The organism is Bradyrhizobium ferriligni, assembly GCF_056837965.1.
This window is the reverse complement of sequence record NZ_JBXEJO010000081.1, coordinates 20,689-45,060: the sequence shown is the minus strand read 5'-3', so window position 1 is coordinate 45,060 and position 24,372 is coordinate 20,689. Positions and strand designations below refer to the sequence as shown.

The following is a 24,372-nucleotide window of genomic DNA, read 5'->3' as shown; positions in this document are numbered from 1 at the left end:
CCCTCATCCTGACAGACTTCCAAGACACAGGGACCCATACCCCGCGGCAGTTGTAGTGAACGGGACTCGTCGTTCTACCGTCTTTCACGATGATCGTCTGTGGTTATGGGTCCCTGCTTTCGCAGGGACGACACCGAATATGTGGCACGGGCCCCGAGCACCCGCGCGGCGAGATGCCGCCACTTGCGCATCCTCTTGGATGGCCCTTATCTGCGAGCATGCAGATCAGGGACGAACGCCCCGAAGACGCCGCCGCGATCAGCCGCATCACGGCGGCCGCATTCGCAACAGCGCCGCACAGCAGCGGCACCGAAGCCCGCATCGTCGAGGCGCTGCGCGCAGCCGGCGCGCTGACCATCTCACTGGTGGCAGTCTCCGAGGACGGCAGCATTGCCGGGCACGTCGCGTTCTCGCCGGTCCGGATCGACGGCGTAGCAGGACGCTGGCATGGCCTTGGCCCGGTCTCGGTCGCACCCGATCTGCAACGGCGCGGAATCGGCAAAGCTCTGATATGCGAGGGGCTCATCCGGCTTGCGGAGCAAGGGGCCGATGGCTGCGTCGTGCTCGGCGATCCCGCGTACTACCACCGCTTCGGCTTCCTCGATGATCGCCGGCTGATCTATGGCGGCAAGCCGAGCCGATACTTTCAGCGGCTGGTGTTGAAGGGCAAGGCGCCGAAGGGGGATGTGAGCTACCATCCGGCGTTCGACGCGGCGTGATCGGCTGATGAAGCTGTCTACGGCAGCGTCATCTCCTCAATCCGCGCCGGCACCGCGCCGAAATCGCTGAACCGCGCCCAGTTCGGCCGTATCCGCACATAGCCGATGTTCGGCCAGGTCTCGCGCTCCGGCCCGTCGGGCCAGGCCGCGAAATACACCTGCTTGCAGGCGCTGAGCTCCGCGCCGCTCGGGAAGTCCGCGACGCCCTCGACCTGTGCGGTCTGCTCGGCGTCCCAACCGATCACCAGCGCCGCGCGCGGATCGGCGCCGAGGTTCTGGTATTTGCGCGAGGTGGTCAGCGTGTCGAAGATGACCTCAAGATCGTCGCTGACCGCGATCCCGACGACCGCCGCCTGGGGCGCGCCGTCGTGAACCGTGCTGACCACCGCAAGCCGATGCATCCGCAGGAAGGCGAGAAGCTCGGCGCGCGTCATGATCTACCTCTTCTTCCACCCGCCCCGTTTGCCCGGCGCGCCGCCGCTCGACCGCGGCGACGGGCCGAACTCCGGCCCCGACTGCCGCGAGTCGGTCGGCTGGATGATGCGGCTCGTGGTGCCGAACGGTTTTGCCGGCAGCGCGCCGCTCGGGCGGAAGGGCAGCGATTCCGGGCCGTGCATCTCGTCGAGATCGGGCTTGTGCACGCGCGAGCCGGACTTGCCACCGCGGCCAGCCTTGAGCGAGGTCTGCGCCGACTTGTTCTTCAGCGCGCTGACCGGCAGGTTGGCGGCATCGCCGTATTTCCGGGTGCCGGCATAGGCGCCGGCCTGCTTCTGCACGTTGCGCTGCTTGGCGGTGGGGTCGTCGACCACGGCCATTTCGGTGGCGCGCAGCCGCTTGACCTCGTCGCGCAGGCGCGCGGCTTCCTCGAAGTTCAAATCGGCCGCAGCCTCGCGCATCCTCGTTTCGAGGTCGCTCAGCACGGCCTCGAAATTGTGGCCGATGCTGATGACGTCGTCGGCCATGCCGCCGTCGCCGATCTCGACCAGCACGTGGTCGCGTTCGTAGACGGAGTTGAGGATGTCGCCGATCGACTTCTTCACGCTCTCCGGCGTGATGCCGTTGGCCTCGTTGTACTCGACCTGCTTCTCGCGGCGCCGCGTGGTCTCGGCCATCGCGCGCTCCATCGAGCCGGTCATGCTGTCGGCATAGAGGATCACCTTGCCGTCGACATTGCGCGCGGCGCGGCCGATGGTCTGGATCAGCGAGGTCTCGCTGCGCAGAAAGCCTTCCTTGTCGGCGTCGAGGATCGCGACCAGCGCGCATTCGGGAATGTCGAGGCCCTCGCGCAACAGGTTGATGCCGACCAGCGCGTCGAACGCGCCGAGGCGGAGATCCCGGATGATCTCGATGCGCTCGATCGTGTCGATATCCGAGTGCATGTAGCGGACGCGGATGCCCTGCTCATGCAGATATTCCGTGAGGTCCTCCGCCATGCGCTTGGTGAGCACCGTGATCAGCGAGCGATAGCCGGCCGCCGCGGTGGCACGCACCTCGCCGACGAGGTCGTCGACCTGGGTGCGGGCAGGGCGGATGTCCACGGGCGGATCGATCAGCCCGGTAGGGCGGATCACCTGCTCGACGAACACGCCGCCGGATTCGTTGAGCTCCCAGCCGCTCGGCGTCGCCGACACCGCCACCGTCTGCGGCCGCATCATGTCCCATTCCTCGAAGCGGAGCGGGCGGTTGTCCATGCACGAGGGCAGGCGGAAGCCGTATTCGGCGAGCGTCGCCTTGCGGCGGAAGTCGCCGCGGAACATGGCGCCGATCTGCGGCACGGTGACGTGGCTCTCGTCGGCGAAGATCAGCGCGTTGTCCGGCACATATTCGAACAGCGTCGGTGGCGGCTCGCCGGGACGCCGCCCGGTGAGATAGCGCGAATAGTTCTCGATGCCGGCGCAGCTTCCGGTCGCCTCCATCATCTCGAGATCGAAGGTGGTGCGCTGCTCGAGCCGCTGCGCCTCCAGGAGGCGGCCCTGGTCGTTGAGCTGGTCGAGCCGCATCTTCAATTCTGATTTGATCGACTTGATCGCCTGCACCAGCGTCGGGCGCGGCGTCACATAGTGCGAATTGGCGTACATCTTGATGAATTCGAGCTCGTCCTGCTTGTGGCCGGTGAGCGGATCGAACTCCTCGATCGTCTCGATGGTGTCGCCGAACAGGTTCACCCGCCAGGCGCGGTCCTCATAGTGCGCCGGGAAGATGTCGATGACGTCGCCGCGGACGCGGAAGGTGCCGCGGGTGAAGTCGGCCTGGGTGCGCTTGTACTGGAGAGCAACGAGGTCGGCGATGAGCTGCCGCTGGTCGATGCGCTCGCCCTTCTTCAGCGCGAAGGTCATCGCGGTGTAGGTCTCGACCGAGCCGATACCGTAGATGCAGGACACCGAAGCGACGATGATGACGTCGTCGCGCTCGAGCAGCGCGCGCGTTGCCGAGTGGCGCATGCGGTCGATCTGCTCGTTGATCGAGGAATCCTTCTCGATATAGGTGTCGGTGCGCGGGACGTAGGCTTCGGGCTGGTAGTAGTCATAATAGCTGACGAAATACTCGACCGCGTTGTCGGGGAAGAAGTTCTTGAACTCGCCATAGAGCTGGGCGGCCAGCGTCTTGTTCGGCGCCAGGATCAGCGCCGGGCGCTGCGTCGCCTCGATCACCTTAGCCATGGTGTAGGTCTTGCCCGACCCGGTGACGCCGAGCAGCACCTGGGTGCGGTCGTTGCGGTCGATGCCCTCGACCAGCTCGGCGATCGCGGTCGGCTGGTCGCCCTTCGGCTGATAGTCGGACTTGATCTCGAAGCGCACGCCGCCTTCGGATTTCTCCGGGCGCGGCGGCCGGTGCGGGGTCCACACCCGCATCGAGCCGTCGTCCTTGCGGAACTCCGGGCGGCCGTCGCGGATCAGGTTCTCCAGCGCGTCGGCGGTCGCCTTGACGCCGAGCGCCTCCATCTTGCTGCGCGGCGGCCGCGCCAGGGCCTCGTCGTCGTCCTCGGCGGTCGGCAGGCCGAGCTGCCGCGCCAGTTCCGGATCGAGGGTCGGGATGGTGGCCGAGGTGCCGTAATTGGCCTGCGGGGCCTCGCCCAGGCCCGAAGTATCGCGCCTTGCGACGTCCTCGCTGGTCTCGCGCGTCGACGCCCGCGCGCGATGCGCGGCGGCCTCGCCGCCGGCGCGGCGGTCCCAGGAATTGTCCGGCGGCGGCTGCAGGCCAGTGCCCGAACCCATGCCGGCATCGCCGCGGTTGATCGCGGGATTAAGCAATTCGGCAAGCGCGGGCCCGATCGGGAGGACCTCGGGCCGGTGTGCTTTGGATTTGGGGGTTTTGCCGGGCTTTTTCGGAGTGTTCGGTGTCTTCGCCATGCCCCGAATATGGGACGAGTCCGGCAGCGAGAAAAGGGTAAACGGCGGCCGGATAGCTGCGCGGGCGAGGCTGCTGACAGCAGGGTGTCAGCAGGCGGCGCGCTGTCGCGGACTTTACGACCGCGGCAGGTCGACGATGTCGAGATGGATCCCGCCGCAGCCGTCGCAGCGCAGGGTCCAGTATTCGGCGGCGCGGCCGGGGATCACGCGCAGCAGCGAAAGCGATGCGGCGCATTCCGGGCAGCTGGTGCGGACCTGCGCCGGCCAGACCGGATCCGGCTCGCATTGCGGGACGGCAACCACGACGTTGCCGGTCACGCCGACGCTTCGGCCACCGGCATTGTCATGCCATAGCGTTGCGGGAACCGGTCGATAGTTCGCTTCGCGTCGGCGATCGCCGCATCCGGATCGGACCACGCAAAGCCGATGTCGAGCATCGGAAACAGCATGCCATCGATGACGACCGGCCTTTGATCGACCCGTTGAATCCTGGCGTGCCATTGCCCCTTCCCCACTTCGAACGACTTGATCTCAAAACCGCTGTAAATCATGTGCGACCTCGAAATGCCCTTCTCATAGGAAGCACGAGCGCGTTGCGCCAAATGTGAAGCAGTTCACAACTCGCCGGGTTTATTTCCGCGCAGCAAAGGAACCGGGAGAAAAGTCGACTTTGCTTCGAGCAGCGAGCTCCGCTTGACCTCGCCCCGCGTGCGGGGAGAGGTCGGAACGCATCGCCAGATGCGTTCCGGGTGAGGGGGAGCCCCCGCGAGTCCAATTGCGACGGGTTTGCGCGGAAGCAGCCCCACACCCCAACCCTCTCCCCGTAAGAACGGGGCGAGGGAGCGCACCTCCGATGTCGTTGGATCTAGCCGCGGCCGGCGATGTGGTCGGCGAGCACGGCGGCATCGTCGCCGACACCTGACAGGAACGAGGATTTCATCTTCGACAGCCATTGCAGGCCGAGGAAATAGAGGCCGGGCACGTCGGAGACGCCATGGCGGTGTCGCGGCGCCCCGTCGGCATCCAGCACCGGTATGTCGATCCAGTTCAGATCGAGGCCATAGCCGGTGGCCCAGATCACGCTCCTGATCCGCGCGGCGCGCAGGTCGATCGCATCGAGCGGCGCGGTGAGGCACGGCGGATCGGGCAAATGGAGGCGCGCCAAGGGATCTTCGGGATGATCAAGGCCGCGTGCCGCGACGAAGTCGTCGACGATCCCGAGGAAGGTCGCGTAATAGGCGTCGCCATTGGCGATGTTGGCGGCGAGATCGGGCGCGATCTCGAGCACGCCGTCGCGCGCCGCTGTCACGCGGCCGAGCAGGGTCACGCCGCCGGCGGCGAAGCGGCGGAAATCGACGGTGCGGCCGCCATGGGCGCCGGAGATCACCGGCAGCAGCCGCGACGGGCCGCGCTGCTCGACTAACGTCCGGTCGATGCCCATCTCGGCCAGCCACCAGATCAGGTCGCGGCCGCGATAGCGGCGCGGCAGGCGGTTGTGACGTCCGACCGAGAGGAAGACATCGCGGCCGGCGCGCATCAGCTCTTCGGCGATCTGCGCCCCCGATGCGCCGGCACCGACCACCAGCACCGCGCCGTCAGGCAATTGCGCGGGGTTCCTGTAGCCGGCGGCATCGACCTGAAACAGGCCGGGGTGATCGCGCAGCAGGTCGGGCCGCAGCGGCCGTTGATAGGGGCCGGTGGCGATGACGACGTTGCGGGCGGCGATGCTGCCGCCGGCAAATTCGGCGAGGAAGCCGCCGGCGTCGCGGCGCAGCCTGGTGACCGCGACGCCGCAGCGGATCGGCGGCGCAACGAACGCGGCGTAGTGCTCGATGAAGGCGATGATGGCAGCGGTATCCGAGAAGCCGTCGGGATCGCTGTGCGGAAACGCAAATTCCGGCAGCCGCACCGACCAGTTCGGAAACTGGAACATCAATCCGTCCCAGCGTTCGCTGCGCCAGCGCTCGGCGATCCGACCTCGCTCCAGCACCAGATGTGCGATGCCCCGCCGCTGCAGCCGGTGGCTCATGGTGAGCCCGGCCTGGCCGCCGCCGATCACCAGCGTATCGATGGTCTCGTCAGGCACTGCGCGATCCCTTGCGGCGGGCGGCGGGCTCCGCCGCGGCACGGATGATCCAGCGTCGGAACGCGGCGAAATCGCGCTGCTCGGCGTGGAAGCCGCGATAGACCAGATACCAGCGCATGCCCTTGGGCACGCTGAGCGCAAACGGCGCCACCAGCCGGCCGGCGGCGAGATCGTCGTCGATATAGGGCCGGATGCCCATCGCGATGCCGAGCCCGTCGCTAGCTGCCTGCAGCGCCTGGCCGTAGAACTGGAATTCCGGCCCGCGCGCGGTCGGGCGCGGCACGCCCGCCGCCTTCAGCCAGGACGGCCAGTCGTCGGGCGAATGCGCGACGCGGATCAGGCTCGGGCCCTTGAGGTCGGCGGGGCGCTTCAGGCTGTTGGCGAGCCGCGCCGTGCACACCGGCATCAGATCGGCGGCGAACAGCGGCTCGGCGACGAGGCCCGGCCACTGGCCGTCGCCGAGCTGGATGCCGCAGCTCCAGTCGTCGGCGAACGGCACCGCCATGCCGCCGGTCGTGATCCGCACCTCGATGTCGGGCTCCGCTTTGCGGAACTCGGCAAGGTGCGGGATCATCCATTTCAGCGCAAAGGTCGGTCCGACGCCGACGGTCAGCACCCGCGCGCTCGCGGATGCAGTGACCTGCGCGGTGAGGCTCGCCAGCGCGTCGAAGATCGGCGTCAGCCCGCCCTGATAGGCGCGGCCCGCCGGAGTGGTGACGAGGCGGTTGGCCTTGCGCTCGAACAGCGCGACGCCGAGCCGCTCCTCGAGCAGATGCACCATCCGGCTGATCGCGGCGGCCGAGACATTGAGCTCGCTGCCCGCCGCCGCGAAGCTGCCGGTCCGCGCCGCGGCTTCGAACGCCTTGATGCCGTTGAGAAAGAGCAGCCGCCGCATGAACCCTCAGGAAAACTGATGCAAGGTCAAGATAACTCAGTTTGCCGGAAGAGGCCAAGCGGCGCAGAAATACCGGAGACAGTGAATCCCTGCTGACCCCGGCGAGGACCACATGACAGAGACCACAGACGCCCTGGTGCTCGATCTCGTGGAATGGGTGGCGCGCGAGCCGCGGCCTTATGCCGAGGTGCTCGAGGTCTGGCGCACCTCATGCCCGCGGCTGACGATCTGGGAGGACGCCGTCGATCGCGGCTACGTCGCGCGCCGCCCCTCGGTCGAGGGCATACGGGTAATGGTGACGGAAAGCGGCGAGACATTCTTGCGCGCGCACGGGCGGATGCATTGAGGCCGACCGCTGCCATCATTGTCACCTCTCCCATCGGGGAGAGGTGCACCGATCGCGTTGCTGGAATTGCCAATCGCTGATGTCAGCGTCCCGGTTCGGCGAGCCGTGGCCGGATGATCTCGACCATCCGGTCGGCTGACGTCCCCGGCGGGAAGAAGCCGAGATAATTGCCCTCGCGGTCCATCAGATAGATGTAGGCGGTGTGATCGACGGTGTAGTCGGCACCGTCCTTCAGCGGCACCCGCGCGAAATAGACCTTGTAGGCATCGGCCACCTTGCGGATCGCATCAGGGTTGCCGGTCAGCCCGATCAGCCGCGGGTGAAACATCGGCACGTAGTCTGCGAGATGCGCAGCGGTGTCGCGCTCGGGATCGACGGTGATGAAGATCGGTTGCACCTGGTCGCCGTCGCGGCCGAGCTTGTCGAGCACAAGGGCGATCGCCTGCAGATCGGTCGGGCAGACGTCGGGGCAGGTGGTGAAGCCGAAATAGATCAGCATCAGCTTGCCGCGGAACTCCTTGTCGGTGCGTTGGTGGCCGGCCTCATCGGTCAGCGCGAACGGCCCGCCGACCGGCTCCCTGTTCCACATCAGGATATCCATGATCTCGGCGGCCGAGCGCGCCGATTGCGGCGGCGCATCGCCCGCCAGCACCGGCGCCAGCGTCAACCAGAGGCCGGCGCCGGCGCACACGAATCCGCGCAGGATCGGCGCGGTCATATGCCGAAGGAGAGGCGGCTGCCCGTCGTCGTGACCAGCACCTTGTCGCCCATCTGCGCGGTCGCTTCCTGCACGAAGTTCAGCCCCGAGCAATGCATCGGGATCAGCACGTCGGGGTCGAGCTTCTTGATCTCGGCGACGACCTCGGTGAGGTAGTCCTTCGGCGCCGGCCCGAGATGGAAGCCGCCGACGATCGCGTGAACCTTCTGGATGCCGGAGACCTCCTGCGCCTGCTTCACCGAATTGACGATGCCGACATGGCCGCAGGACGAGATCACGACGAGGCCGAAGTCCCGCACGTTGAAGCAGGTGGCGTGCTCATGGATGTGTTCGTCGGGCACGATCTTGCCGTCCATCTCGGCCGGCAGATAGTGGCTGGCGTTGCAGCCGAGCCCATCCTTGATGCCGAACTCGACCCAGGTCTGCGGCAGCACACGCTCGATGCTGCGGCGAGTGATCTTGCCGGTGGTGAAGGCATGGCCCGCGATCACGGTCGGGGTCTCGCACAGCACCGTGGTGACGCGCTGCGCCGCGAGCTGGCGGCGGTCGAGCGTGCCGAAATCGCTGAACTGGCCCTTGGTCGGCGTCGCGCTGACGCGGTGGCAGAAATTGTCCTCGCCGCCGGCATAGAGCTTCACGTCGGCCGGCAGTTTATCGCGGAATTTGTCGAGGAAGCCGTTGAGGCCGCCGAAATGGTCGTAGTGGCCGTGGCTCACGATCAGCGCGTCGAGTTTCGACGGATCGACGCCAACCAGCGCCATGTTGTTGAGCAGCACCTCCGGCGTGTAGCCGTAGTCGAGCATCAGCGTGCGCTGCGCGCCCTTGGCCTCCGACTCCAGCCACAGCGACAGGCCCCATTCATTGTGCAGCGACTTCTGGTAGTCGGCGGAGCGCGGCGGCGACGCGATGGTGACGCCGCCGGCCTGCTTCGGCTTGAAGAACAGATCGAAGCTGGAATCGACCAGCACGCGGATCGAGAGCTTGTCGACGGTCGGCACCTCGATCGGCGCGGCGCCGGCGATCTCGACGCAGGAGAAGGCGCCCGCGGCCGCAGCGCCGGCGATCGCCGCCGAGCCTTTCAGGAAATCACGTCGTGCCAAATCCCGTGTCATCACAATCCCCCGTGTTTTGAAAACTTTTCAATACCAAACACGTTGAGCCTAGGAGCAATCGGGACGCGGCTCAATCGGGCAGTTGCGCTGGCCGCAGATCACATTCGCGCGCGGTGCAATGCGCGCGCCATTGACTTGGCTGCGGTTATGCGCCCAACTCCATGCATTCGCATCTTTCTCGCCGATGCACGACATCGGCAGTCCCTGGCAATGCAGGATCACGCCCATGATCGATCTCCACTACTGGTCCACGCCGAACGGTCACAAGGTAACGATGTTCCTTGAGGAGACCGGATTGGAGTACAGGATTTTCCCGGTGAACATCGGCAAAGGCGATCAGTTCAAGCCGGACTTCCTGCAGATCGCGCCGAACAACCGCATCCCCGCAATTCTCGATCACGCGCCGAAGGGCGGCGGCAAGCCGCTACAGCTGTTCGAGTCCGGCGCGATCCTGCTTTATCTCGCCGAGAAGACCGGACAATTCCTGCCGGCCGATATTCATGGCCGCTATGACGTGATCCAGTGGACGTTCTGGCAGATGGGCGGGCTCGGGCCGATGGCCGGGCAGAACCATCACTTCCGCAACTACGCCGTCGAGAAGCTGCCTTACGCGATCGATCGCTACGTCAACGAAACCAACCGGCTCTACGGCGTGCTCAACAAGCGGCTCGCCGACCGCGAATTCATCGCCGGCGACTATTCGATCGCCGACATGGCGAGCTATCCCTGGGTCGTGCCCTACAAGAACCAGGGCCAGGAGATCGACGATTTCCCGCATCTGAAGCGCTGGCTGGAGACGATCGGCAAGCGCCCGGCGACCGAGCGCGCCTATGCCAAGGCGAAGGAGGTCAATCCGAATTTCGGCCAGCCCGCGATCCGCACCGAGCAAGAGCGCAAGCTCCTGTTCGGGCAGACCGCGGCGGTGGTGCGGTAGAGACGCAACTCTCTCCCCGTCATTGCGAGGCGCGAAGCGACGAAGCAATCCATCTTTCCGCGTATGCGGATCGATGGATTGCTTCGCTTCGCCCGCAATGATGGTTGGCACGAGCGGAGCTCACGCCCCCACATACTTCGCCGGCCGCCGTTCCTTCCACGCCGCAAGCCCCTCGGCGAGATCGCGGCTCGGCACCAGCGCGGCGAACTGCTCGCTCTCGACCAAAAGGCCCTCGGCAATCGGCATATTGAGCCCGCGCGTCACAGCGGTGATGGTGCCGGCGACGGCGCCGGGCGAATGCCTGGTGATCCGGCCGGCGAGCTCGCGCGCGGCCGTCAGCAATTGATCGTGCGGCACGATCTGGTTGACCAGCCCAATCTCGCGCGCATGCTCGGGCGAGAACGGATCGCCGGCCAATAACAGTTCGAGCCCGCGCTTGCGTCCGGCCAGCCGCGGCAGCCGCTGCGTGCCGCCGAAGGTCGGGGGCATGCCGAGCTTGATCTCGGGTTTTGCAAATAGCGCGCGGTCGCTGGCGATCGCAAGATGTACTGCTTCAGTGATCTCGCAGCCGCCGCCGAAGGCGAGCCCGTTGACCGCGGCGATCACGGGCTTCTTGAACGCCTCGAGCCGCGCGGTCATGGCTTGTCCCCGTCGGACGAAGTCGCGCACCGCAACGGCGGCTCCCCGTTTGACGCTCTCGGAAAATTCCTTGATGTCGGCGCCGGCCGAGAAGGCGCGCTCGCCGGCGCCGGTCAGGATCACCGCGCGCACGTCAGCATCGCCCTCGATGCGGTCGAGTGCCGCCATCAGCTGATCGATCAGCGCGTAGTTCAGTGCGTTGAGCTGCTCGGGACGGTTCAGCGTGATCAGGGCGATCCCGTCGGTGATCTCGAGCAGGATGGGTTCGGGCATGGTGCGCTCTCCGGCATGGCTGTTTCGTGTCAGCGCCGAATGTAGAGCTAGCGGGAATTTGTGTATATTCACTGGTTAGTATACATACGCGCCATGCCCAGACCCTCCGAGCCCACCCGCGAGCGCATCGTCCAGGCGGCGAGCGCGCTGTTCTACAATGAAGGCATCCGCCGCGTCAGCGTCGACGAGGTTGCGGCCAAGGCCGGCCTCACCAAGCGCACGCTGTATTATCACTTCAAGAGCAAGGACGACCTGGTCGCCGCCTATCTCGCCGCGCGCGACCAGCCCAATCTCGCGCTGTTCCGCAAATGGTTCGCGGAGGCCGACGGTGGCCTGGCGGTGAAGGTCGAGGCGATCTTCAAGAACCTTGCGCGCTCGGCGCGGCATCCGAAGTGGAAAGGCTGCGGCTTCCTGCGCACCTCCGCCGAGCTCGCCAACATGCCCGGGCATCCCGCAATCCGGATCGGCGCCGCGCACAAGAAGAAGTTCGAGGACTGGCTGCGCGCGACCTTCGCGGACGAGGGCGTCGCCGATCCGCTCAAGCTGGCGCGGCAGATCCTGCTGTTGCTGGACGGATCATTCGCCGTGGTGCTGCTGCACCGTGACGCGAGCTATATGGAAACCGCCGGCGAGGCCGCGCGCACGCTGATCGAGACGGCGCTGGCGAAGCCAGCGCGCAAACGGGGTTAGAGCGTGTACTCATGGAGGCCCGTCCGCTACGCCCTGAAAAGGCGACATAGATCCGGACTGAAGTACCCCGGCCTTGGGCCAGAAGGCGACGATCGGGCCCGTCCGCCATTGGCCCGCTCCACTCCCGGAAGCGGACTTCGGTGAACCGATCTACAATCGAAAGGCCGGAGGAGACGGCGTTGGGCGACGTGGACGCCGCCCAACGCGATTATCAATCTCACTTTGCCATTGCCGTCCTGGCGGCCTCGATTTTCGCCTTCACGGAATCGAGGTTGAAGCTCGCGCCCTTCTGCATCGGCGGAAACTCGATTGCGGTCATGGCCAGCTTCTCGACCTCCTGCTGAACGAACACGAAGCGCCAGAACTCATATTTGAACCAGTCGAAGTATTGTTGCGCGCCATATTTGGTCCCGCTATCGGGCCAGCCCGTTCGCTCGAACGGATCCAGGCGAAGGTTGGTCAGGTAGGGCACGTCAACCTTGCTTTTTTCGCCCAACCAGCCCCCGGGCTGGTCGATGAAACGATACTTGTAGTCGTCGATGCGCACAGCCCCGAGCTCGCTCTCACCGAAATACCAGATTTCGTGCCGGTTCGACGGCCCCTTGCCGGTAATCATGTCCATCTGATTATAACCGTCCAGATGGCACTTGTAGGTACGGTCCCCGATGTGCTTCCCCTTCTTCAGTTCCTCGACGATGTTCGGGTTGCCGGCTGCGGCCAGCAAGGTCGGGAACCAGTCCAGCCCGGAGATGATGCCGTTTTCGATCTTGCCGGCCGGCACCTTGCCCGGCCAGCGGATCATCGCCGGCGCGCGGAAGCCGCCTTCCATGACCGTACCTTTGCTTTGAGCGAAGGGGGTCTGTCCGCCATCCGGCCAAGTGAAGACCTCGGTGCCGTTATCGGTGGTGAAGATGACGATGGTGTTGTCATCCACGCCCATGTCCTTAAGCTTTTGCATTACGACGCCGACATCGTCGTCGAGCTGCGCCATACCGGCTTCATGAATCGACCAGCCGTTCTTGGAGTTGCGCATCGCCTGGTACTTCGGCGACAAATGCGTGACGATGTGCATGCGGGTCGGATTGAGCCACAAGAAGAACGGCTTGTTGTCGGCTTTGGCCTTTTCGATGAAACTCAACGCAAAGTCTCGGATTTCATCGTCCACGGTTTCCATCCGCTTGGGATAGAGCGTTCCGGCGTCCTCAATTCTTTGCTTGCCGACCTTGCCCCAGCGCGGATCCACGGTGGCATCGTCCACATTGGTTGCCCACGAATGGATCATGTTGCGCGGACCGACCGTGTTTAGCAGCTCCTGCGGATAAGCGGGGTGGGCCGGGTCTTCCATCGCGTCGAGGTGATACAAATAGCCAAAGAACTCGTCGAAGCCGTGCACTGTCGGCAGAAACTCGTTCTTGTCGCCAAGGTGGTTCTTGCCGAATTGGCCGGTGGCATAGCCCATGCCTTTGAGCGCGGTGGCAATGGTCACGGCCTCCGCCGGCAAGCCCGTGGGGGCGCCGGCCTGACCGACCGTTGTCATCCCGGTGCGGATCGGCAGCTCGCCGGTGATGAAGTTGGCGCGGCCTGCGGTGCAACTCGCTTCGGCGTAATAATCGGTAAACAGCATGCCTTCTGCGGCGATCTTGTCGAGGTTCGGCGTCCGGCCGGCCATCATGCCACGATGGTAAGCACCGATATTCCAGATGCCGATATCGTCCCCCATGATGACGACGATATTGGGCCGCTGTCCGGCCGGCGCGGGCACCGGGGCCGGCGTCGGTTGCTGCGCCTGCGCGAAGCTTGTCGCCCCGACGGCAGAGAGTGCTGAAGCGGCGACGAGCGAACTACCGCTCAACAAGAGATCGCGGCGTTTCAATCCTGCACTGATCGGCTCTGTACCCATCTCAGGCTTTTCTGGAATCGTGTCGTTACTCATGACGTGATCCTCTTCCTCGTGATGCACCTGAAGCCGACATGGCTTGCTGAGGTGTCGATCGGCTCGGCATGACGCGTGGCCGGACGATAGCGGCGGCAATGGCTAGGGGCGCAAAGATGCGAGCCGCCTTAAGCACCTTGCGTGGAATCCTGGGTTCGGCTGACGAGAGTCGTAGCTTCCGCCCTCGGACCGGCCGCGTGGATCTTGCGGGATGCAGCAGGCTTTCGGGGCGTCTGCGTCGTGCTTCTGGTGAATACCAATCGCTCGTCTATTCCCAGACGCTGCCGATTCACGGGGGCCGTAGCCATTGACCGGGAATGCGGTGGCGCGCGAGGTGCGTTCGAAGCCATTAGCCGCCAGATCGGGTACGCCTGCCGCAACGCCAACGTCGTGCATGAGCTACTCGCAGTGAACGAGTTTCAAAGTTACGAGCGTCGCCGGAGCAAGAACCTCTCGGCAGCTTTCCAGCTCGCCGGTTGCTTCGGGAGGATTTAACGCTTTGGTCAGTCAAAAGACGATCGAGTATCTGAAGTGCGAGACCGACGACGCAGCATCTGCGAACGAGACAAGACAAGATGCTTCCAGCAACGCATCGTTCTCATGTTGATCTAGATCAATCGAGCCAGGTCGCCTCTTCCTTGTCGAGAGCCCCTGACGACTATGCAAAAAGTGCCAAGGCTGTGGCGTCACGAACACAGCCTTTCAATAAAAGGCCGGCCGAACGCAAGTATGCCGATTCCGCATGGACCAACGGCGGCGTCGGCTTATTCTTTCAGGGTTTCTACCCCGCCGGAGCGACGGTGGGATCGCGAGAGTCGGGGGATCGGCGATGGGGTACCTTGGACCGGGTTTGGGACGCAGATTTTTTTCGCAGTGGCATTTGAGTGTTGGAGCGCTTGCCGCTCTGCTGGCGCTGTCCACCCAAGCGGCTCGCGCCGACGAAAACGGCATCAGCTTTTGGTTACCCGGATTTTTTGGCAGCCTCGCGGCTGTTCCTCAGCAGGCGCCGGGCTGGTCGGTGACCTCGGTTTATTATCACACCTCTGTTTCCGCCGGCGGCGACGTGGCGCGGTCGCGCGAAATCACGCTTGGTCGCTTTCCCGCGAATCTGACGGCCACCGTGAACGCGAACGTCAATGCGAATGTGAATCTTGGCCTTGTGGCCGGGACTTATACTTTTGCAACACCCGTGCTGGGCGGTCAGGCCTCTGCCAGCCTGCTGGCGACCTACGGCTCCAACTCCACGTCGCTGGCGGGATCGCTCGTTGGGACATTGACGGGACCGGGCGGCGGCACTTTCCCCTTCTCCCGGTTTGACAGCATCGACAGCTCGCTCATTGCATTCGGCGACCTGATCCCGCAGTTCGCGCTGCGCTGGAATGCCGGTGTCAACAATTACATGACGTACGTTACCGCCGACCTTCCGGTCGGCGCCTATCAGTCGGGCCGCCTGGCGAATTTGGGGATTGGGCACTGGGCGGTCGACGCGGGCGGGGGCTACACCTATTTCGATCCAAAGACCGGGCATGAATTTTCGACGGTGCTGGGATTCACCTACAACTTCGTCAACCCCTCCACCCAATATCAAAGCGGCGTCGACATGCACCTCGACTGGGGCGCATCGCAATTCCTGACCAAGCAGTGGCAGGTCGGCCTCGTCGGTTACCTCTATCAACAACTCGGTTGCGACAGCGGCTCGGGCGATCGTGTCGGCTGCTTCCGCTCGCGCGTGGCGGGCGTCGGCCCGCAGGTCGGCTACATTTTCCCGGTCGGAGACATGCAGGGATATCTGAACCTGAAGGGCTACGGCGAATTTGCCAATGAAAATCGGCCGGCCGGCTGGAACGTCTGGCTGACGTTCAATCTTCAGCCCGCGGCGCCAACGCCGCCGACATCGACGAGGCCGAGATTCACGAAATAGCAGCGCCGGTCACGCTGCCACCGGCGCTGTGCTGAAGGATCAATCTGGCGCGGCGGTGGCAACGCAATCAGCCAATGGACGCTCCGCGAGCGTGCGGACAACATGTCCGGGTTGGGTCAAAACCCGTCGATGACGGCCGAGCCGGGTTGCATCCGCTTCATCCTTAGAAGCGGACAATATGAGCATACGCGCTGGCCGATCGGTCTCCGTCATTGCAATGAATTCGCGACAAATCTCAAAGCATTTTTGCGCTGAAGCGAAGGTGCAAACCATCGCTTCGCATATGCGGGACGATGGATTGCGTCGCTGACGCTCGCAATGACGATCAGAGCGCGCCGCGCTCGCGCAACAACGCCAGCACCGCGTTGAGGTCCGGCAGTACGGCTGCGCATTTTGCACGGGTCGCTTCGGTCGGCGGGGCCATGTCCGGCACCATCAGCGTGATCGCGCCGGCGGCGTGGGCGGCAGCGACGCCGTGGTTGGAATCCTCCACGGCGATGCAGGACGCCGGCGTCACGCCGAGCCGCGCGGCTGCCTTGAGATAGAGCTCCGGATCCGGCTTGCCCTGCGCGACATCGTCAAGCGTCAGCAACGTGTCGAAGCGCGCGCGGATGCCGGCGAGGGTGAGGTTGCGTTCGGCCGAACGGCGCGACGACGAGGTGACGATCGCCATCGGGCGTTCCGCGGCGGCGATGGCGTCGAGCAGATCGAGCGTGCCTGATTTGAGCGGCAGGCCCGACCGCATCATCCGATCGCGATGGTCGAGGAAGGCGCGGTTGACCTCGGCGAGCGGAAACGCCGCGCCGTAATGATCGCGCAGCATCACCTCGCAGGCCGGGCCGGGAAGCCCGACCATGGAGTGGCACAGCGCGACGACGTCGTCGGTGTAGCCGCATGCACTCAGCGCCGCGACCAGGCTGTCGAAATAGACCTTCTCGGTGTCGAGCAGCGTGCCGTCCATGTCGAGCAGGACGGCGTCGACGGTCCAGCGTGCGTTCACGTGGCGCTCACCGCTGGTTGCTGTTCCGCGAGCTTGCGCAAGCATGCGGGGCACAGGCAGTCGCCGCCGTCGGTCGGCATCGGCAGGCGAAAACGCTCATCGGAGCACCAGCACGCGCCCGTGAGCGAACAGGAAAATTCGCTGCCGCATGCCGTGCAGGCAAGCCGGCGCGGAGATCCTGGTTGGGAACGATCGTTTGACGAGAGGTCCATTCTAACCGCGATTTAATGCGCGAATTAATCTCGGGTTCATCCCGGACCGCGCTATGATGCCGTACGACAGATATAGCCGGGATAGGCGGCCAAGGAAATCGTCAAGGAAATCGCCCGGGAATTCGTCGAGGAAATTCTGATGGCCCGTGATTCGCAAGCCGCGCTGGTTGCCCTCAACCGGTTTGGATTCGGCGCCCGCGGCGGGGCGTCCGGCGACTTCATCAATGCGGCCTCCGATCCGCGCGGTTTCGTGCTGGGGGAACTGGCGCGTCCGAACGGCGCGCTGCTCGAAGTGCCGGGCCTGCTCTCGACACCCGAACTCGGCAAACAGGTGTTCGACTATCAGTTCGATATCCAGCAGGCGCGCAACGCCGCGAAGGCCGCGCAGCAAGGCGCGAGCGAAACGCCGTCGCAGGGACCGGACGCCAAGCCACAGCCGCGGCCCAACCTGTCGCTGTCCTCCGCCGCCAAGGAGATCGCCGGGAAGGATTCGGCGATGCAGGCGCCTGACAACGCCAATACGGCGATGACGCCGTCGGCTCCGATGCAGCCTCCGACGATGCAGCCGCAGGCCGGTCCCCCCAAGCCGCCGGCGCAACCGCTCAACATCATCCAGAAGACGTTCCGCGCCGAGGCGCTGGCGCGGCTGCAACGCGGCGTGGTCGCTGATTGCGGCTTTGTCGAGCGGCTCGTGGTGTTCTGGTCGAATCACTTCTGCATCTCCGCCAACAAGGGCGCGTTGGCGCGGATGTGGGCCGGCTCGTTCGAGCGCGAGGCGATCCGTCCGCATGTGCTCGGCCGTTTCCCGGACATGCTGAAGGCCGTCGAGCAGCATCCGGCGATGCTGTTCTTTCTCGACAACCAGCAATCGCTCGGCCCTGAGTCGCGCGCCGGCATCAACCGCAATCGCGGCCTGAACGAGAACCTCGCGCGCGAGATCATGGAGCTGCATACGCTCGGCGTCGGCGGCGGCTACACCCAGGACGACGTCACGGCGCTGGCGCGCGTCATCACCGGCTGGACCTTTGCCGGCCGCCGTGGCCAGTTAGGTGTGCCCGGCAGCTTCGTGTTCAATGCCAATGCGCACCAGCCCGGACCGCAGCAGGTGCTCGGCAAGACCTACGCGCAGGCCGGCGTCGCGCAGGGCGAGGCGGTGCTGTCGGACATCGCGCGGCATCCCTCGACCGCAAAATTCATCGCGACCAAATTCGCGCGCCACTTCGTCGCCGACGATCCGCCGCCGGCGCTGGTGGCGAGGCTGCAGGATACGTTCACGAAAGCAGACGGCGATCTCAGGGCGCTGGCCACCGCGCTGGTTCAGTCCAGCGAGGCCTGGCAGCCGCCGCTGACGAAGATGCGTTCGCCTTACGAATTCCTGGTCGCATCCGGTCGCCTGCTGGCGCGCAATCCCGAGGATCCGGGCCGCTATCTCAACGGCCTCAACGTGCTCGGCCAGCCCTTGTGGTCGCCGGCCGGGCCGAACGGATTTCCGGACACCGCCGCGGCCTGGGCTGCACCTGAAGGCGTCAAGCTCAGGCTCGACATTTCGGCGCAAGTCGCCTCCCAGCTCGCCGACCGGTTCGACCCGCGCGACCTGCTCGAGCTCATTGCCGCCGATGCAGCCTCGCCCGAGACGCGGCGCACCATCGAACGTGCGGAATCGCGGCAGCAGGCGCTGGCGCTGCTGTTGATGTCGCCCGAGTTCCAGAGGAGATGACGATGGAATGCTCCGAGAGCCTGATGCTGCAGGCGACGTCGCGGCGCGCGCTGCTGCTCGGCGGCGCCTCGTTTGCGGCCTGGGCGTATTTGCCGAAATTCGCGCGCGCCGCCGATGGCCGCGATCCGCGCTTCGTCACCATCATCCTGCGCGGCGCGCTCGACGGCCTTGCCACGGTCGCCCCGGTCGGCGACCCCGACTATGCCGGCCTGCATGGCGCGATCGCGCTGCGCCCCGATGGACCGAACGCGGCGGTGATGCTCGATCCGTTCTTCGGCCTGCATCCGGCGATGCCGGAATTTTCGCGGATGTATCGCGCCAAGCAGGCTGCGGTGGTTCATGCAGTGGCGACCTCCTATCGCGATCGCTCGCATTTCGACGGTCAGGACGTGCTGGAGAGCGGCTTCCCCGGTCCGGGCCGCGTGCAGTCCGGCTGGCTCAACCGCGCGCTGGAGGCGCTGCCGAAAGGCGAGCGGGTGACGAGCGCGCTCGCGGTCGGCCCGACCACGCCGCTGGTGCTGCGCGGCGCGGCGCCGACCGTCGGCTGGGCGCCGACCGCTCTGCCGCAAGCCGCCGACGACACCGCGATGCGGCTGCTCGATCTCTATCAGCACCGCGATCCGGCGCTGGCGAGTGCGCTGACGCAAGGCTTGCAGCTCGAGAAGCAGGCGCAGGGCGACGAGATGAAGCCGAAGCCCGGGGCGGGCGGCGTGGCGGCGATGCGCCTCGTGGCGCGCGGCGCCGCGAAATTGATGGCGGCCGATGACGGCCCGCGGATCGGCGCGCTCGCCTTCGACGGCTGGGATACCCATGCCAATGAAGGCGGGCCGGTCGGCCGCCTCGCGCAGCTGCTCGGCGGCCTCGACGGCGCGCTGGCGGAATTCCAGAGCGGCCTCGGCGCGCGCTGGCGCGACACCGTGATCGTGGTCGCCACCGAGTTCGGCCGCACGGCGCGCATCAACGGCACCGAGGGCACCGACCACGGCACCGGCACCATCGCGCTGCTCGCCGGCGGCGCGGTGAATGGCGGCCGGATGATCACCGACTGGCCGGGCCTCAAGCCCGCCAATCTCTACCAGGCCCGCGACCTCGCCCCGACCACCGACCTGCGCGCCGTGATCAAGGGCGTGCTGCACGACCAGTTCGGCCTCGGCGAACGCGTGCTGGCTGATGCCGTGTTTCCGGACAGCGCTCCGGTAAAGCCGATGAAGGGGCTGGTGGCTTAACGGCCAGCCTCAATCACGCTGTCGTCCCGGCGCAGGCCGGGACCCATTACCACCGCTGATGATTGTTGGGGCGCGCTGGAGTCACAGCGTGGCGTAACCACGCGCATTTGTGGTTATGGGTCCCGGCTTTCGCCGGGACGACGCTGTGGTTACACGACCGCAAGTGTCACCCCTTCGTAATCCGGTCGATCTCCGCCATCTCCTCCGCGCTCGGCTTCCAGCTGATCGCCTTGACGTTCTGCTCGATCTGTTCGGGGCGGGTGGCGCCGGCGATGACGCTTGCGACTCGCGGGCGGGCGGCGAGCCAGGAGAAGGCGAGCTCGAGCATGGTGTGGCCGCGCTCCCTGGCAAACGCCTGCAGCTTCTCGACGATGTCCTCGTTGCGCGGCGTGACGTAGCGATCCTTCAGGGCCGGCGCCTTGGCGAAGCGGGTATCGGCGGGTGCAGCGGCGCCGCGCTGGTACTTGCCGGTCAACAGGCCGCTGGCGAGCGGGAAGAACGGCAGCAGACCGAGATTGTATTGCTGCGCCGCGGGCAGCAGGTCCTTCTCGATGTCGCGCACCAGGAGGCTGTATTCGTCCTGGCAGGACACGAAGCGGTTCACGTTCATCTGGCGCGCGACGTACTCGGCTTCGGCGATCCGCCAGGCCGGGAAGTTGGAGTTGCCGATGTAGCGCACCTTGCCCTGGCGCACGAGATCGTCGAGCGCGCGCAGCGTCTCGTCGATTGGTGTGAGCGGATCGTAGTCGTGCTGCTGGTAGAGATCGATATAGTCGGTCTTCAGGCGGGTGAGGCTCGCTTCGACCGCCGACATGATGTAGCGCCGCGAGGCGCCCTGTTTGGTGCCGTCGGTCGCCATCGGCTTGGAGAATTTGGTGGCGAGCACGATGTCCTTGCGGCGGTCGCCCAGCACGGTGCCGAGCACGGTCTCCGAGCCGCCCATGCCGGCATAGATGTCGGCGGTGTCGAACAGGGTGATGCCGAGATCGATCGCCTTGTGGATCACCTTGCGCGAGGTTTCGAGGTCGGTGCGCTGGCCGAAATTGTTGCAGCCGAGGCCGACCGCGGACACGCGCAGCCCGGAGCCGCCGAGACTACGAATTTCCATGAGACAATCCTGTGGGATAGGCGAGGGGTGCCGCGCATTGTGACAAGCACGCCAGGGTCCGGCAAGGTGCCGTCCTACCGCCGATCGCGCATGGCAATGTCGCAAAAATGGCAATGTCGCAAAATGAGATGCCGCAAAAAAAGCGGTCCCGGTCAGACGCGGCGACTGACGGGGACCGCTCGGCGAAGATCTGAGACGGGGGGCCTGATCTGCGCGAGCGGAAGCCTAGCCGGGCTTTGTAACGTGCCGGTGACACCTCTGTTCAATCCACAGGCGCGGATGCGGGCTCAGAGAATCTTGCGATAGATGACGAAGCCGGGCTTGTCCGCGACCTTGTCATAAAGCTGCATCGCGGTGTGGTTGGTCTCATGCGTCTGCCAGTAGACGCGCGGCGAACCCACGAGCCGGGCCTGCGTGTAGACGCCGTTGATCAACGCGCGGCCAACGCCCTTGCCGCGCGCGGCTTCGCTGGTGAACAGATCCTGCAAATAGCAGGTCGGCGCGATCGCCGTGGTCGAGCGGTGAAACAGATAATGCGTCAGCCCGAGCAATCTGCCGCCGGCGTCGGCGACCAGTGCATGCACCGGCTCATAGGCATCGAAGAAACGCTCCCACGTCATCGCGGTGATCTCGGGCGCGAGTGCGGTCGGCCCGGATCGCTCATAGAAGGCATTGTAGCCGTCCCACAGAGGAAGCCACTGGGCGTAGTCGTCGCGCGTGACGAAGCGGATGGTGACGTCGTCGGCCATGGAGATTCCTGGATGATCCTGCGGTTGCGGGCGATGCCTCCGCACCGCTCGCAAGATTCTACCGTCGCTGTCTCGCAGGATCAATTGCGGACGAGGTCGCGCCTCACTCGGCGGCGCGCAGCAGTCGCGCCAGATGGCGCTCGCGCCCGGCGCGCTGCGCCCGGTATTCATCGGCCTTCGCGGGATCGTCGGTGTGCCGCACCAGGTCGGTGACCGGCGTGTAGCTCAGCATGCGGCCGCCGTCCGGCAGTGCGGTGCAGCTGAAGCGCAGCACCTGACCGTCGGCGAGGTTGAGATTGATCGGCGTGGAGTCGCCGGCGCGCATCATTGCGATGCGCTCGGCGATGAACGCGCTCAGCTCGTCTTCCGGCAGTTCATAGGCGCCGGTGTCGCGGCCGTGATACATCAGCGCGACGAAGGGCGGCTTGCTCTCGGCCTGCGCATCCGACAGCGCGAAATAGTCGCGGAAGGCGCGGTTGATGAATTCGGCGCGGGTGTCGGCGTCGAGCAGCACGATGCCGATGTCGACCTGATCGAGCGCGGCGGCGAGCCGCTCCGAGGTCGCGTGATGCTGCTGGTCGGCGGCAAAGGCGTCGATCCATTTCTGCCGCAGCATTCCGGTGATCACGGCGGTGCCGGCCGCGGTCGCCGCCAGCATCAGCATCCGCGCGACGTCGGCTGTCTCGTAACCGGGCAACGCGCGATGATTTAGGAAGAACAGCGCCGAGGCGGCCACCGCGATCGCGGCGGAGATCAGCCCGGAGGCGATGCCGCTGATCGAGCTCGCAAGCGCCACGATGCAGACGAACAGCGGCGCGGGATTGGGGACGGCGACAACGAGGCGATCGAGCAGGAAGGCGGCGGATGCCGTGATCGCCGTCAGGGCCGGACCTGAAATTGCACGCCAGTCGAATTGCATGCGCGTTCTCGCCATCTGTCAAACGAACGATAAAGCCGCAGTTTGGCGACAGGGCCGCAACGGCGCCGGCATTTCCGTCACGACCGTTAAGCGGGCGTTGCGAGGGCCGAACCAGCTTTCGCTGCTTTCAAATCAAATGATATGCAGATCGGCACGGAACCCGGTTCCCTGCCTGCGGGTTACCGCGTGCTTTGCTTGCAAGAGGACAATCGATGCCCGCCATTTCGCCTTCGCTGCTGCCGATCCTGATGCTGTTCGCCTCGAACGTCTTCATGACCTTCGCCTGGTACGGCCATCTCAAGTTCAAGGATCATTCGCTCCCCATCGTCATCCTGGTGAGCTGGGGCATCGCCTTCTTCGAATACTGGCTGGCGGTGCCGGCCAACCGCTGGGGCAGCGCGGTCTACTCGGCGGCGCAGCTCAAGACCATGCAGGAGGTGATCACGCTGGTCGTATTCGCCGCCTTCTCGGTGTTGTACCTGAAGGAGCCGCTGGGCTGGAATCACGCGCTCGGATTTGCCTTCATCGCCGCCGGCGCGTTTCTGATCTTCCACAAATGGGGCTAATGCGCTTTGCGCCTGAGCTAGCGGTGCGGGGCCGGCTTGGCGGCGGGCGTCGTGACATGTGCGGGGCGTGCGTGGTCTTCGCCTTGCGTGCCGGTCACGATCAGGAGCGATGCTGCGAGCAGGATCGCTGCCGACAGCGTCACGGTCACAAGTCCGACGGGGGTCTTCATCATGTCGCGCCGCTGTCTCTCCCGCGCCTTGCCGCGGATCAGGTGCCAACCGGAAATTGCTTGATTACGCCGGGATCGCCGTTGCCATGGTGATGTTGCTCGACAGCACGGTCACGGCGACGACCAGGCACAGCGTCAGCGCGCCAAGCGCGAGCGACGCTGCGATCGCGTTCGTCAGCCGGGATGATGCCACCGGGGCAGGGCGGCCATCGAAGCCTGCCGTGCCGGACCACCGTTTCATGGTCTAAATCCCTCAGGCCGCGAGCGAATCACTCGCGACATCCGCGCGAATCTGCCGGTTGTCACCGGCAACATTGCGGCGGCGGCGCCGTCCAAAAATGGCTAAAATGCGGCGGTGGCGCGGGTTTTGCCCGTTATTTGGGCAGTTTCCCCGTTATTCCCTGGATTCACACCCAGCCGTTCAGACGCCGGCTGCGAGCCGGGGCTCAGGCTCGGCCTCGGTACCGGGCTGCCAGTCCATCGAGACAAACCCGGGGGTCTGCTCGACCCGTTTCAGCCAGGCGCGGATCGACGGAAAGGTCGCCAGGTCGAAGTCGCAGCGGTCGGCGACGTGGGTGTAGCCGTAGAGGGCGATGTCGGCGACGGTGAGCTGTCCGGCGGCGAAATAGGTGTGTTCCTTGAGGTGATTCTCCATCACCTGCAGCGCCGCGTAGCCGCGCTCCATCCAGTCCTCCAGCGCGTGCGTCTGCAGGTCGCGTCCGCCCTTGACCAGCGACAGCCAGAAATAGGCGGCGCCGATGTTCGGCTCCAGCGCGTGCTGCTCGAAGAACATCCACTGCAGCGCCTCGGCGCGCTCGATCCGCGACTCCGGCGCCAGCGGCGTGCCGATCGCGACGTACCAGAGGATGGCATTGGACTCGGCGAGATGGCGGCCTTCGGCGACCTCGAGCAGCGGCACCTGGCCGCTCGGATTCTTGGCCAGGAATTCCGGGGTGCGGCTCTCGCCGCGCAGGATGTCGATTTCGATCGCCTCGTACGGCGTGTTCAGCACGGCAAGCGCCAGCCGGACCTTGTAGCTGTTGCCGGAGCGCTGCATCGAATAGAGCTTGTACATTGCGTCGGTGTTCA

26 protein-coding genes and 1 pseudogene are annotated in these 24,372 nt (G+C 65.4%); 8 read left to right on the top strand and 19 right to left on the bottom strand.

The features are described from left to right. The first annotated feature begins 218 nt into the window (after positions 1–218). Entirely contained in the window at positions 219–719 is a 501-nt protein-coding gene (locus tag AC1VNY_RS35350; protein WP_482408637.1) for a GNAT family N-acetyltransferase, read from the top strand. A gap of 17 nt (positions 720–736) precedes the next feature. Here the strand turns inward: AC1VNY_RS35350 and AC1VNY_RS35345 are convergent, their stop codons facing one another. From AC1VNY_RS35345 to AC1VNY_RS35320, 6 genes are all read right to left on the bottom strand, one after another. Then, positions 737–1,153 carry a pyridoxamine 5'-phosphate oxidase family protein gene (locus tag AC1VNY_RS35345; RefSeq protein WP_482408636.1) on the bottom strand — a complete coding sequence of 139 codons (417 nt, stop codon included), beginning with the start codon at positions 1,151–1,153 and terminating at the stop codon, positions 737–739. 3 nt (positions 1,154–1,156) lie between these two features. Further along, positions 1,157–4,069, bottom strand: a complete 2,913-nt coding sequence (uvrB, locus tag AC1VNY_RS35340) for an excinuclease ABC subunit UvrB (RefSeq protein WP_482408635.1) — start codon at positions 4,067–4,069, stop codon at positions 1,157–1,159. 114 nt (positions 4,070–4,183) lie between these two features. Next, positions 4,184–4,387, bottom strand: coding sequence for a hypothetical protein (locus AC1VNY_RS35335; RefSeq protein ID WP_482408634.1), 204 nt, complete (start codon positions 4,385–4,387; stop codon positions 4,184–4,186). Continuing rightward, positions 4,384–4,620, bottom strand: a complete 237-nt coding sequence (locus AC1VNY_RS35330; protein WP_482408633.1) for a hypothetical protein — start codon at positions 4,618–4,620, stop codon at positions 4,384–4,386. Before AC1VNY_RS35330 ends, AC1VNY_RS35335 begins: the two co-directional genes overlap by 4 nt. Positions 4,621–4,934: 314 nt before the next feature. Further along, a complete protein-coding gene (locus AC1VNY_RS35325) occupies positions 4,935–6,155 on the bottom strand; it encodes an NAD(P)-binding domain-containing protein (protein WP_482408632.1) in 1,221 nt (406 codons plus the stop codon). Next, on the bottom strand, positions 6,148–7,050 hold the full coding sequence (locus AC1VNY_RS35320) for a LysR substrate-binding domain-containing protein (RefSeq protein WP_482408631.1): 903 nt from the start codon (positions 7,048–7,050) through the stop codon (positions 6,148–6,150). The genes AC1VNY_RS35325 and AC1VNY_RS35320 overlap by 8 nt, the downstream gene beginning before the upstream one ends. A 112-nt stretch (positions 7,051–7,162) precedes the next feature. Here AC1VNY_RS35320 and AC1VNY_RS35315 point away from each other — a divergent pair, with 112 nt between their 5' ends. Beyond that, a complete protein-coding gene (locus tag AC1VNY_RS35315; protein ID WP_225164666.1) occupies positions 7,163–7,396 on the top strand; it encodes a hypothetical protein in 234 nt (77 codons plus the stop codon). A gap of 82 nt (positions 7,397–7,478) precedes the next feature. On the opposite strand, the gene AC1VNY_RS35310 is transcribed toward AC1VNY_RS35315, so the two are convergent. From AC1VNY_RS35310 to AC1VNY_RS35300, 3 genes are read right to left on the bottom strand one after another with little or no spacing between them, the layout of a single operon-like run. Further along, positions 7,479–8,114 (bottom strand): SCO family protein, encoded by a 636-nt coding sequence (locus tag AC1VNY_RS35310; RefSeq protein ID WP_482408630.1) that lies wholly within the window; start codon positions 8,112–8,114, stop codon positions 7,479–7,481. Next, positions 8,111–9,226: an MBL fold metallo-hydrolase gene (locus AC1VNY_RS35305; RefSeq protein WP_482408629.1), complete on the bottom strand. Its 1,116-nt coding sequence runs from the start codon at positions 9,224–9,226 to the stop codon at positions 8,111–8,113. Before AC1VNY_RS35305 ends, AC1VNY_RS35310 begins: the two co-directional genes overlap by 4 nt. Before the next feature lie 48 nt (positions 9,227–9,274). Beyond that, positions 9,275–9,454: a hypothetical protein gene (locus AC1VNY_RS35300; RefSeq protein WP_482408628.1), complete on the bottom strand. Its 180-nt coding sequence runs from the start codon at positions 9,452–9,454 to the stop codon at positions 9,275–9,277. Between AC1VNY_RS35300 and AC1VNY_RS35295 the strand changes: the two genes are divergently transcribed. Further along, complete coding sequence (locus AC1VNY_RS35295; protein WP_482408627.1) at positions 9,453–10,160, top strand: glutathione binding-like protein; 708 nt, start codon at positions 9,453–9,455, stop codon at positions 10,158–10,160. The genes AC1VNY_RS35300 and AC1VNY_RS35295 overlap by 2 nt on opposite strands. 120 nt (positions 10,161–10,280) lie before the next feature. Here the strand turns inward: AC1VNY_RS35295 and AC1VNY_RS35290 are convergent, their stop codons facing one another. After that, positions 10,281–11,072 (bottom strand): crotonase/enoyl-CoA hydratase family protein, encoded by a 792-nt coding sequence (locus AC1VNY_RS35290; RefSeq protein WP_482408626.1) that lies wholly within the window; start codon positions 11,070–11,072, stop codon positions 10,281–10,283. A gap of 93 nt (positions 11,073–11,165) precedes the next feature. Here AC1VNY_RS35290 and AC1VNY_RS35285 point away from each other — a divergent pair, with 93 nt between their 5' ends. Next, entirely contained in the window at positions 11,166–11,762 is a 597-nt protein-coding gene (locus AC1VNY_RS35285; RefSeq protein ID WP_482408625.1) for a TetR/AcrR family transcriptional regulator, read from the top strand. A gap of 217 nt (positions 11,763–11,979) precedes the next feature. Here the strand turns inward: AC1VNY_RS35285 and AC1VNY_RS35280 are convergent, their stop codons facing one another. Next, complete coding sequence (locus AC1VNY_RS35280; protein ID WP_482408624.1) at positions 11,980–13,695, bottom strand: arylsulfatase; 1,716 nt, start codon at positions 13,693–13,695, stop codon at positions 11,980–11,982. After that, positions 13,692–14,049 (bottom strand): annotated as a pseudogene (locus tag AC1VNY_RS35275) (formylglycine-generating enzyme family protein); the annotation flags it as partial. The gene AC1VNY_RS35280 and the pseudogene AC1VNY_RS35275, both read right to left, overlap by 4 nt. Before the next feature lie 475 nt (positions 14,050–14,524). On the opposite strand from AC1VNY_RS35275, the gene AC1VNY_RS35270 reads away from it, so the two are divergent. Then, complete coding sequence (locus AC1VNY_RS35270) at positions 14,525–15,616, top strand: SphA family protein (RefSeq protein ID WP_482408623.1); 1,092 nt, start codon at positions 14,525–14,527, stop codon at positions 15,614–15,616. A gap of 325 nt (positions 15,617–15,941) precedes the next feature. Here the strand turns inward: AC1VNY_RS35270 and AC1VNY_RS35265 are convergent, their stop codons facing one another. Continuing rightward, positions 15,942–16,616 (bottom strand): HAD family hydrolase, encoded by a 675-nt coding sequence (locus AC1VNY_RS35265; RefSeq protein WP_482408622.1) that lies wholly within the window; start codon positions 16,614–16,616, stop codon positions 15,942–15,944. Positions 16,617–16,967: 351 nt separating this feature from the next. Between AC1VNY_RS35265 and AC1VNY_RS35260 the strand changes: the two genes are divergently transcribed. Together AC1VNY_RS35260 and AC1VNY_RS35255 are read left to right on the top strand one after the other, a co-directional pair. Then, positions 16,968–18,545, top strand: a complete 1,578-nt coding sequence (locus tag AC1VNY_RS35260; protein WP_482408621.1) for a DUF1800 domain-containing protein — start codon at positions 16,968–16,970, stop codon at positions 18,543–18,545. Beyond that, entirely contained in the window at positions 18,542–19,771 is a 1,230-nt protein-coding gene (locus AC1VNY_RS35255) for a DUF1501 domain-containing protein (protein WP_482408620.1), read from the top strand. The genes AC1VNY_RS35260 and AC1VNY_RS35255 overlap by 4 nt, the downstream gene beginning before the upstream one ends. A gap of 166 nt (positions 19,772–19,937) precedes the next feature. On the opposite strand, the gene AC1VNY_RS35250 is transcribed toward AC1VNY_RS35255, so the two are convergent. From AC1VNY_RS35250 to AC1VNY_RS35240, 3 genes are all read right to left on the bottom strand, one after another. Further along, positions 19,938–20,879 carry an aldo/keto reductase gene (locus AC1VNY_RS35250; RefSeq protein ID WP_482408619.1) on the bottom strand — a complete coding sequence of 314 codons (942 nt, stop codon included), beginning with the start codon at positions 20,877–20,879 and terminating at the stop codon, positions 19,938–19,940. 287 nt (positions 20,880–21,166) lie between these two features. Continuing rightward, positions 21,167–21,628, bottom strand: coding sequence for a GNAT family N-acetyltransferase (locus AC1VNY_RS35245; RefSeq protein WP_137479019.1), 462 nt, complete (start codon positions 21,626–21,628; stop codon positions 21,167–21,169). 103 nt (positions 21,629–21,731) lie between these two features. After that, positions 21,732–22,547 carry a PAS domain-containing protein gene (locus AC1VNY_RS35240; RefSeq protein ID WP_482408618.1) on the bottom strand — a complete coding sequence of 272 codons (816 nt, stop codon included), beginning with the start codon at positions 22,545–22,547 and terminating at the stop codon, positions 21,732–21,734. A 212-nt stretch (positions 22,548–22,759) separates the two neighbouring features. On the opposite strand from AC1VNY_RS35240, the gene AC1VNY_RS35235 reads away from it, so the two are divergent. Beyond that, a complete protein-coding gene (locus AC1VNY_RS35235; RefSeq protein WP_028336063.1) occupies positions 22,760–23,113 on the top strand; it encodes a DMT family protein in 354 nt (117 codons plus the stop codon). A gap of 17 nt (positions 23,114–23,130) precedes the next feature. Here the strand turns inward: AC1VNY_RS35235 and AC1VNY_RS35230 are convergent, their stop codons facing one another. The 3 genes from AC1VNY_RS35230 to AC1VNY_RS35220 form a co-directional block, all read right to left on the bottom strand. Next, entirely contained in the window at positions 23,131–23,286 is a 156-nt protein-coding gene (locus AC1VNY_RS35230; RefSeq protein ID WP_482408617.1) for a hypothetical protein, read from the bottom strand. Positions 23,287–23,347: 61 nt separating this feature from the next. Beyond that, positions 23,348–23,524, bottom strand: coding sequence for a hypothetical protein (locus tag AC1VNY_RS35225; RefSeq protein WP_168859259.1), 177 nt, complete (start codon positions 23,522–23,524; stop codon positions 23,348–23,350). 180 nt (positions 23,525–23,704) lie between these two features. Continuing rightward, entirely contained in the window at positions 23,705–24,358 is a 654-nt protein-coding gene (locus AC1VNY_RS35220) for a glutathione S-transferase family protein (RefSeq protein ID WP_028336064.1), read from the bottom strand. Between the last annotated feature and the right edge of the window lie 14 nt (positions 24,359–24,372).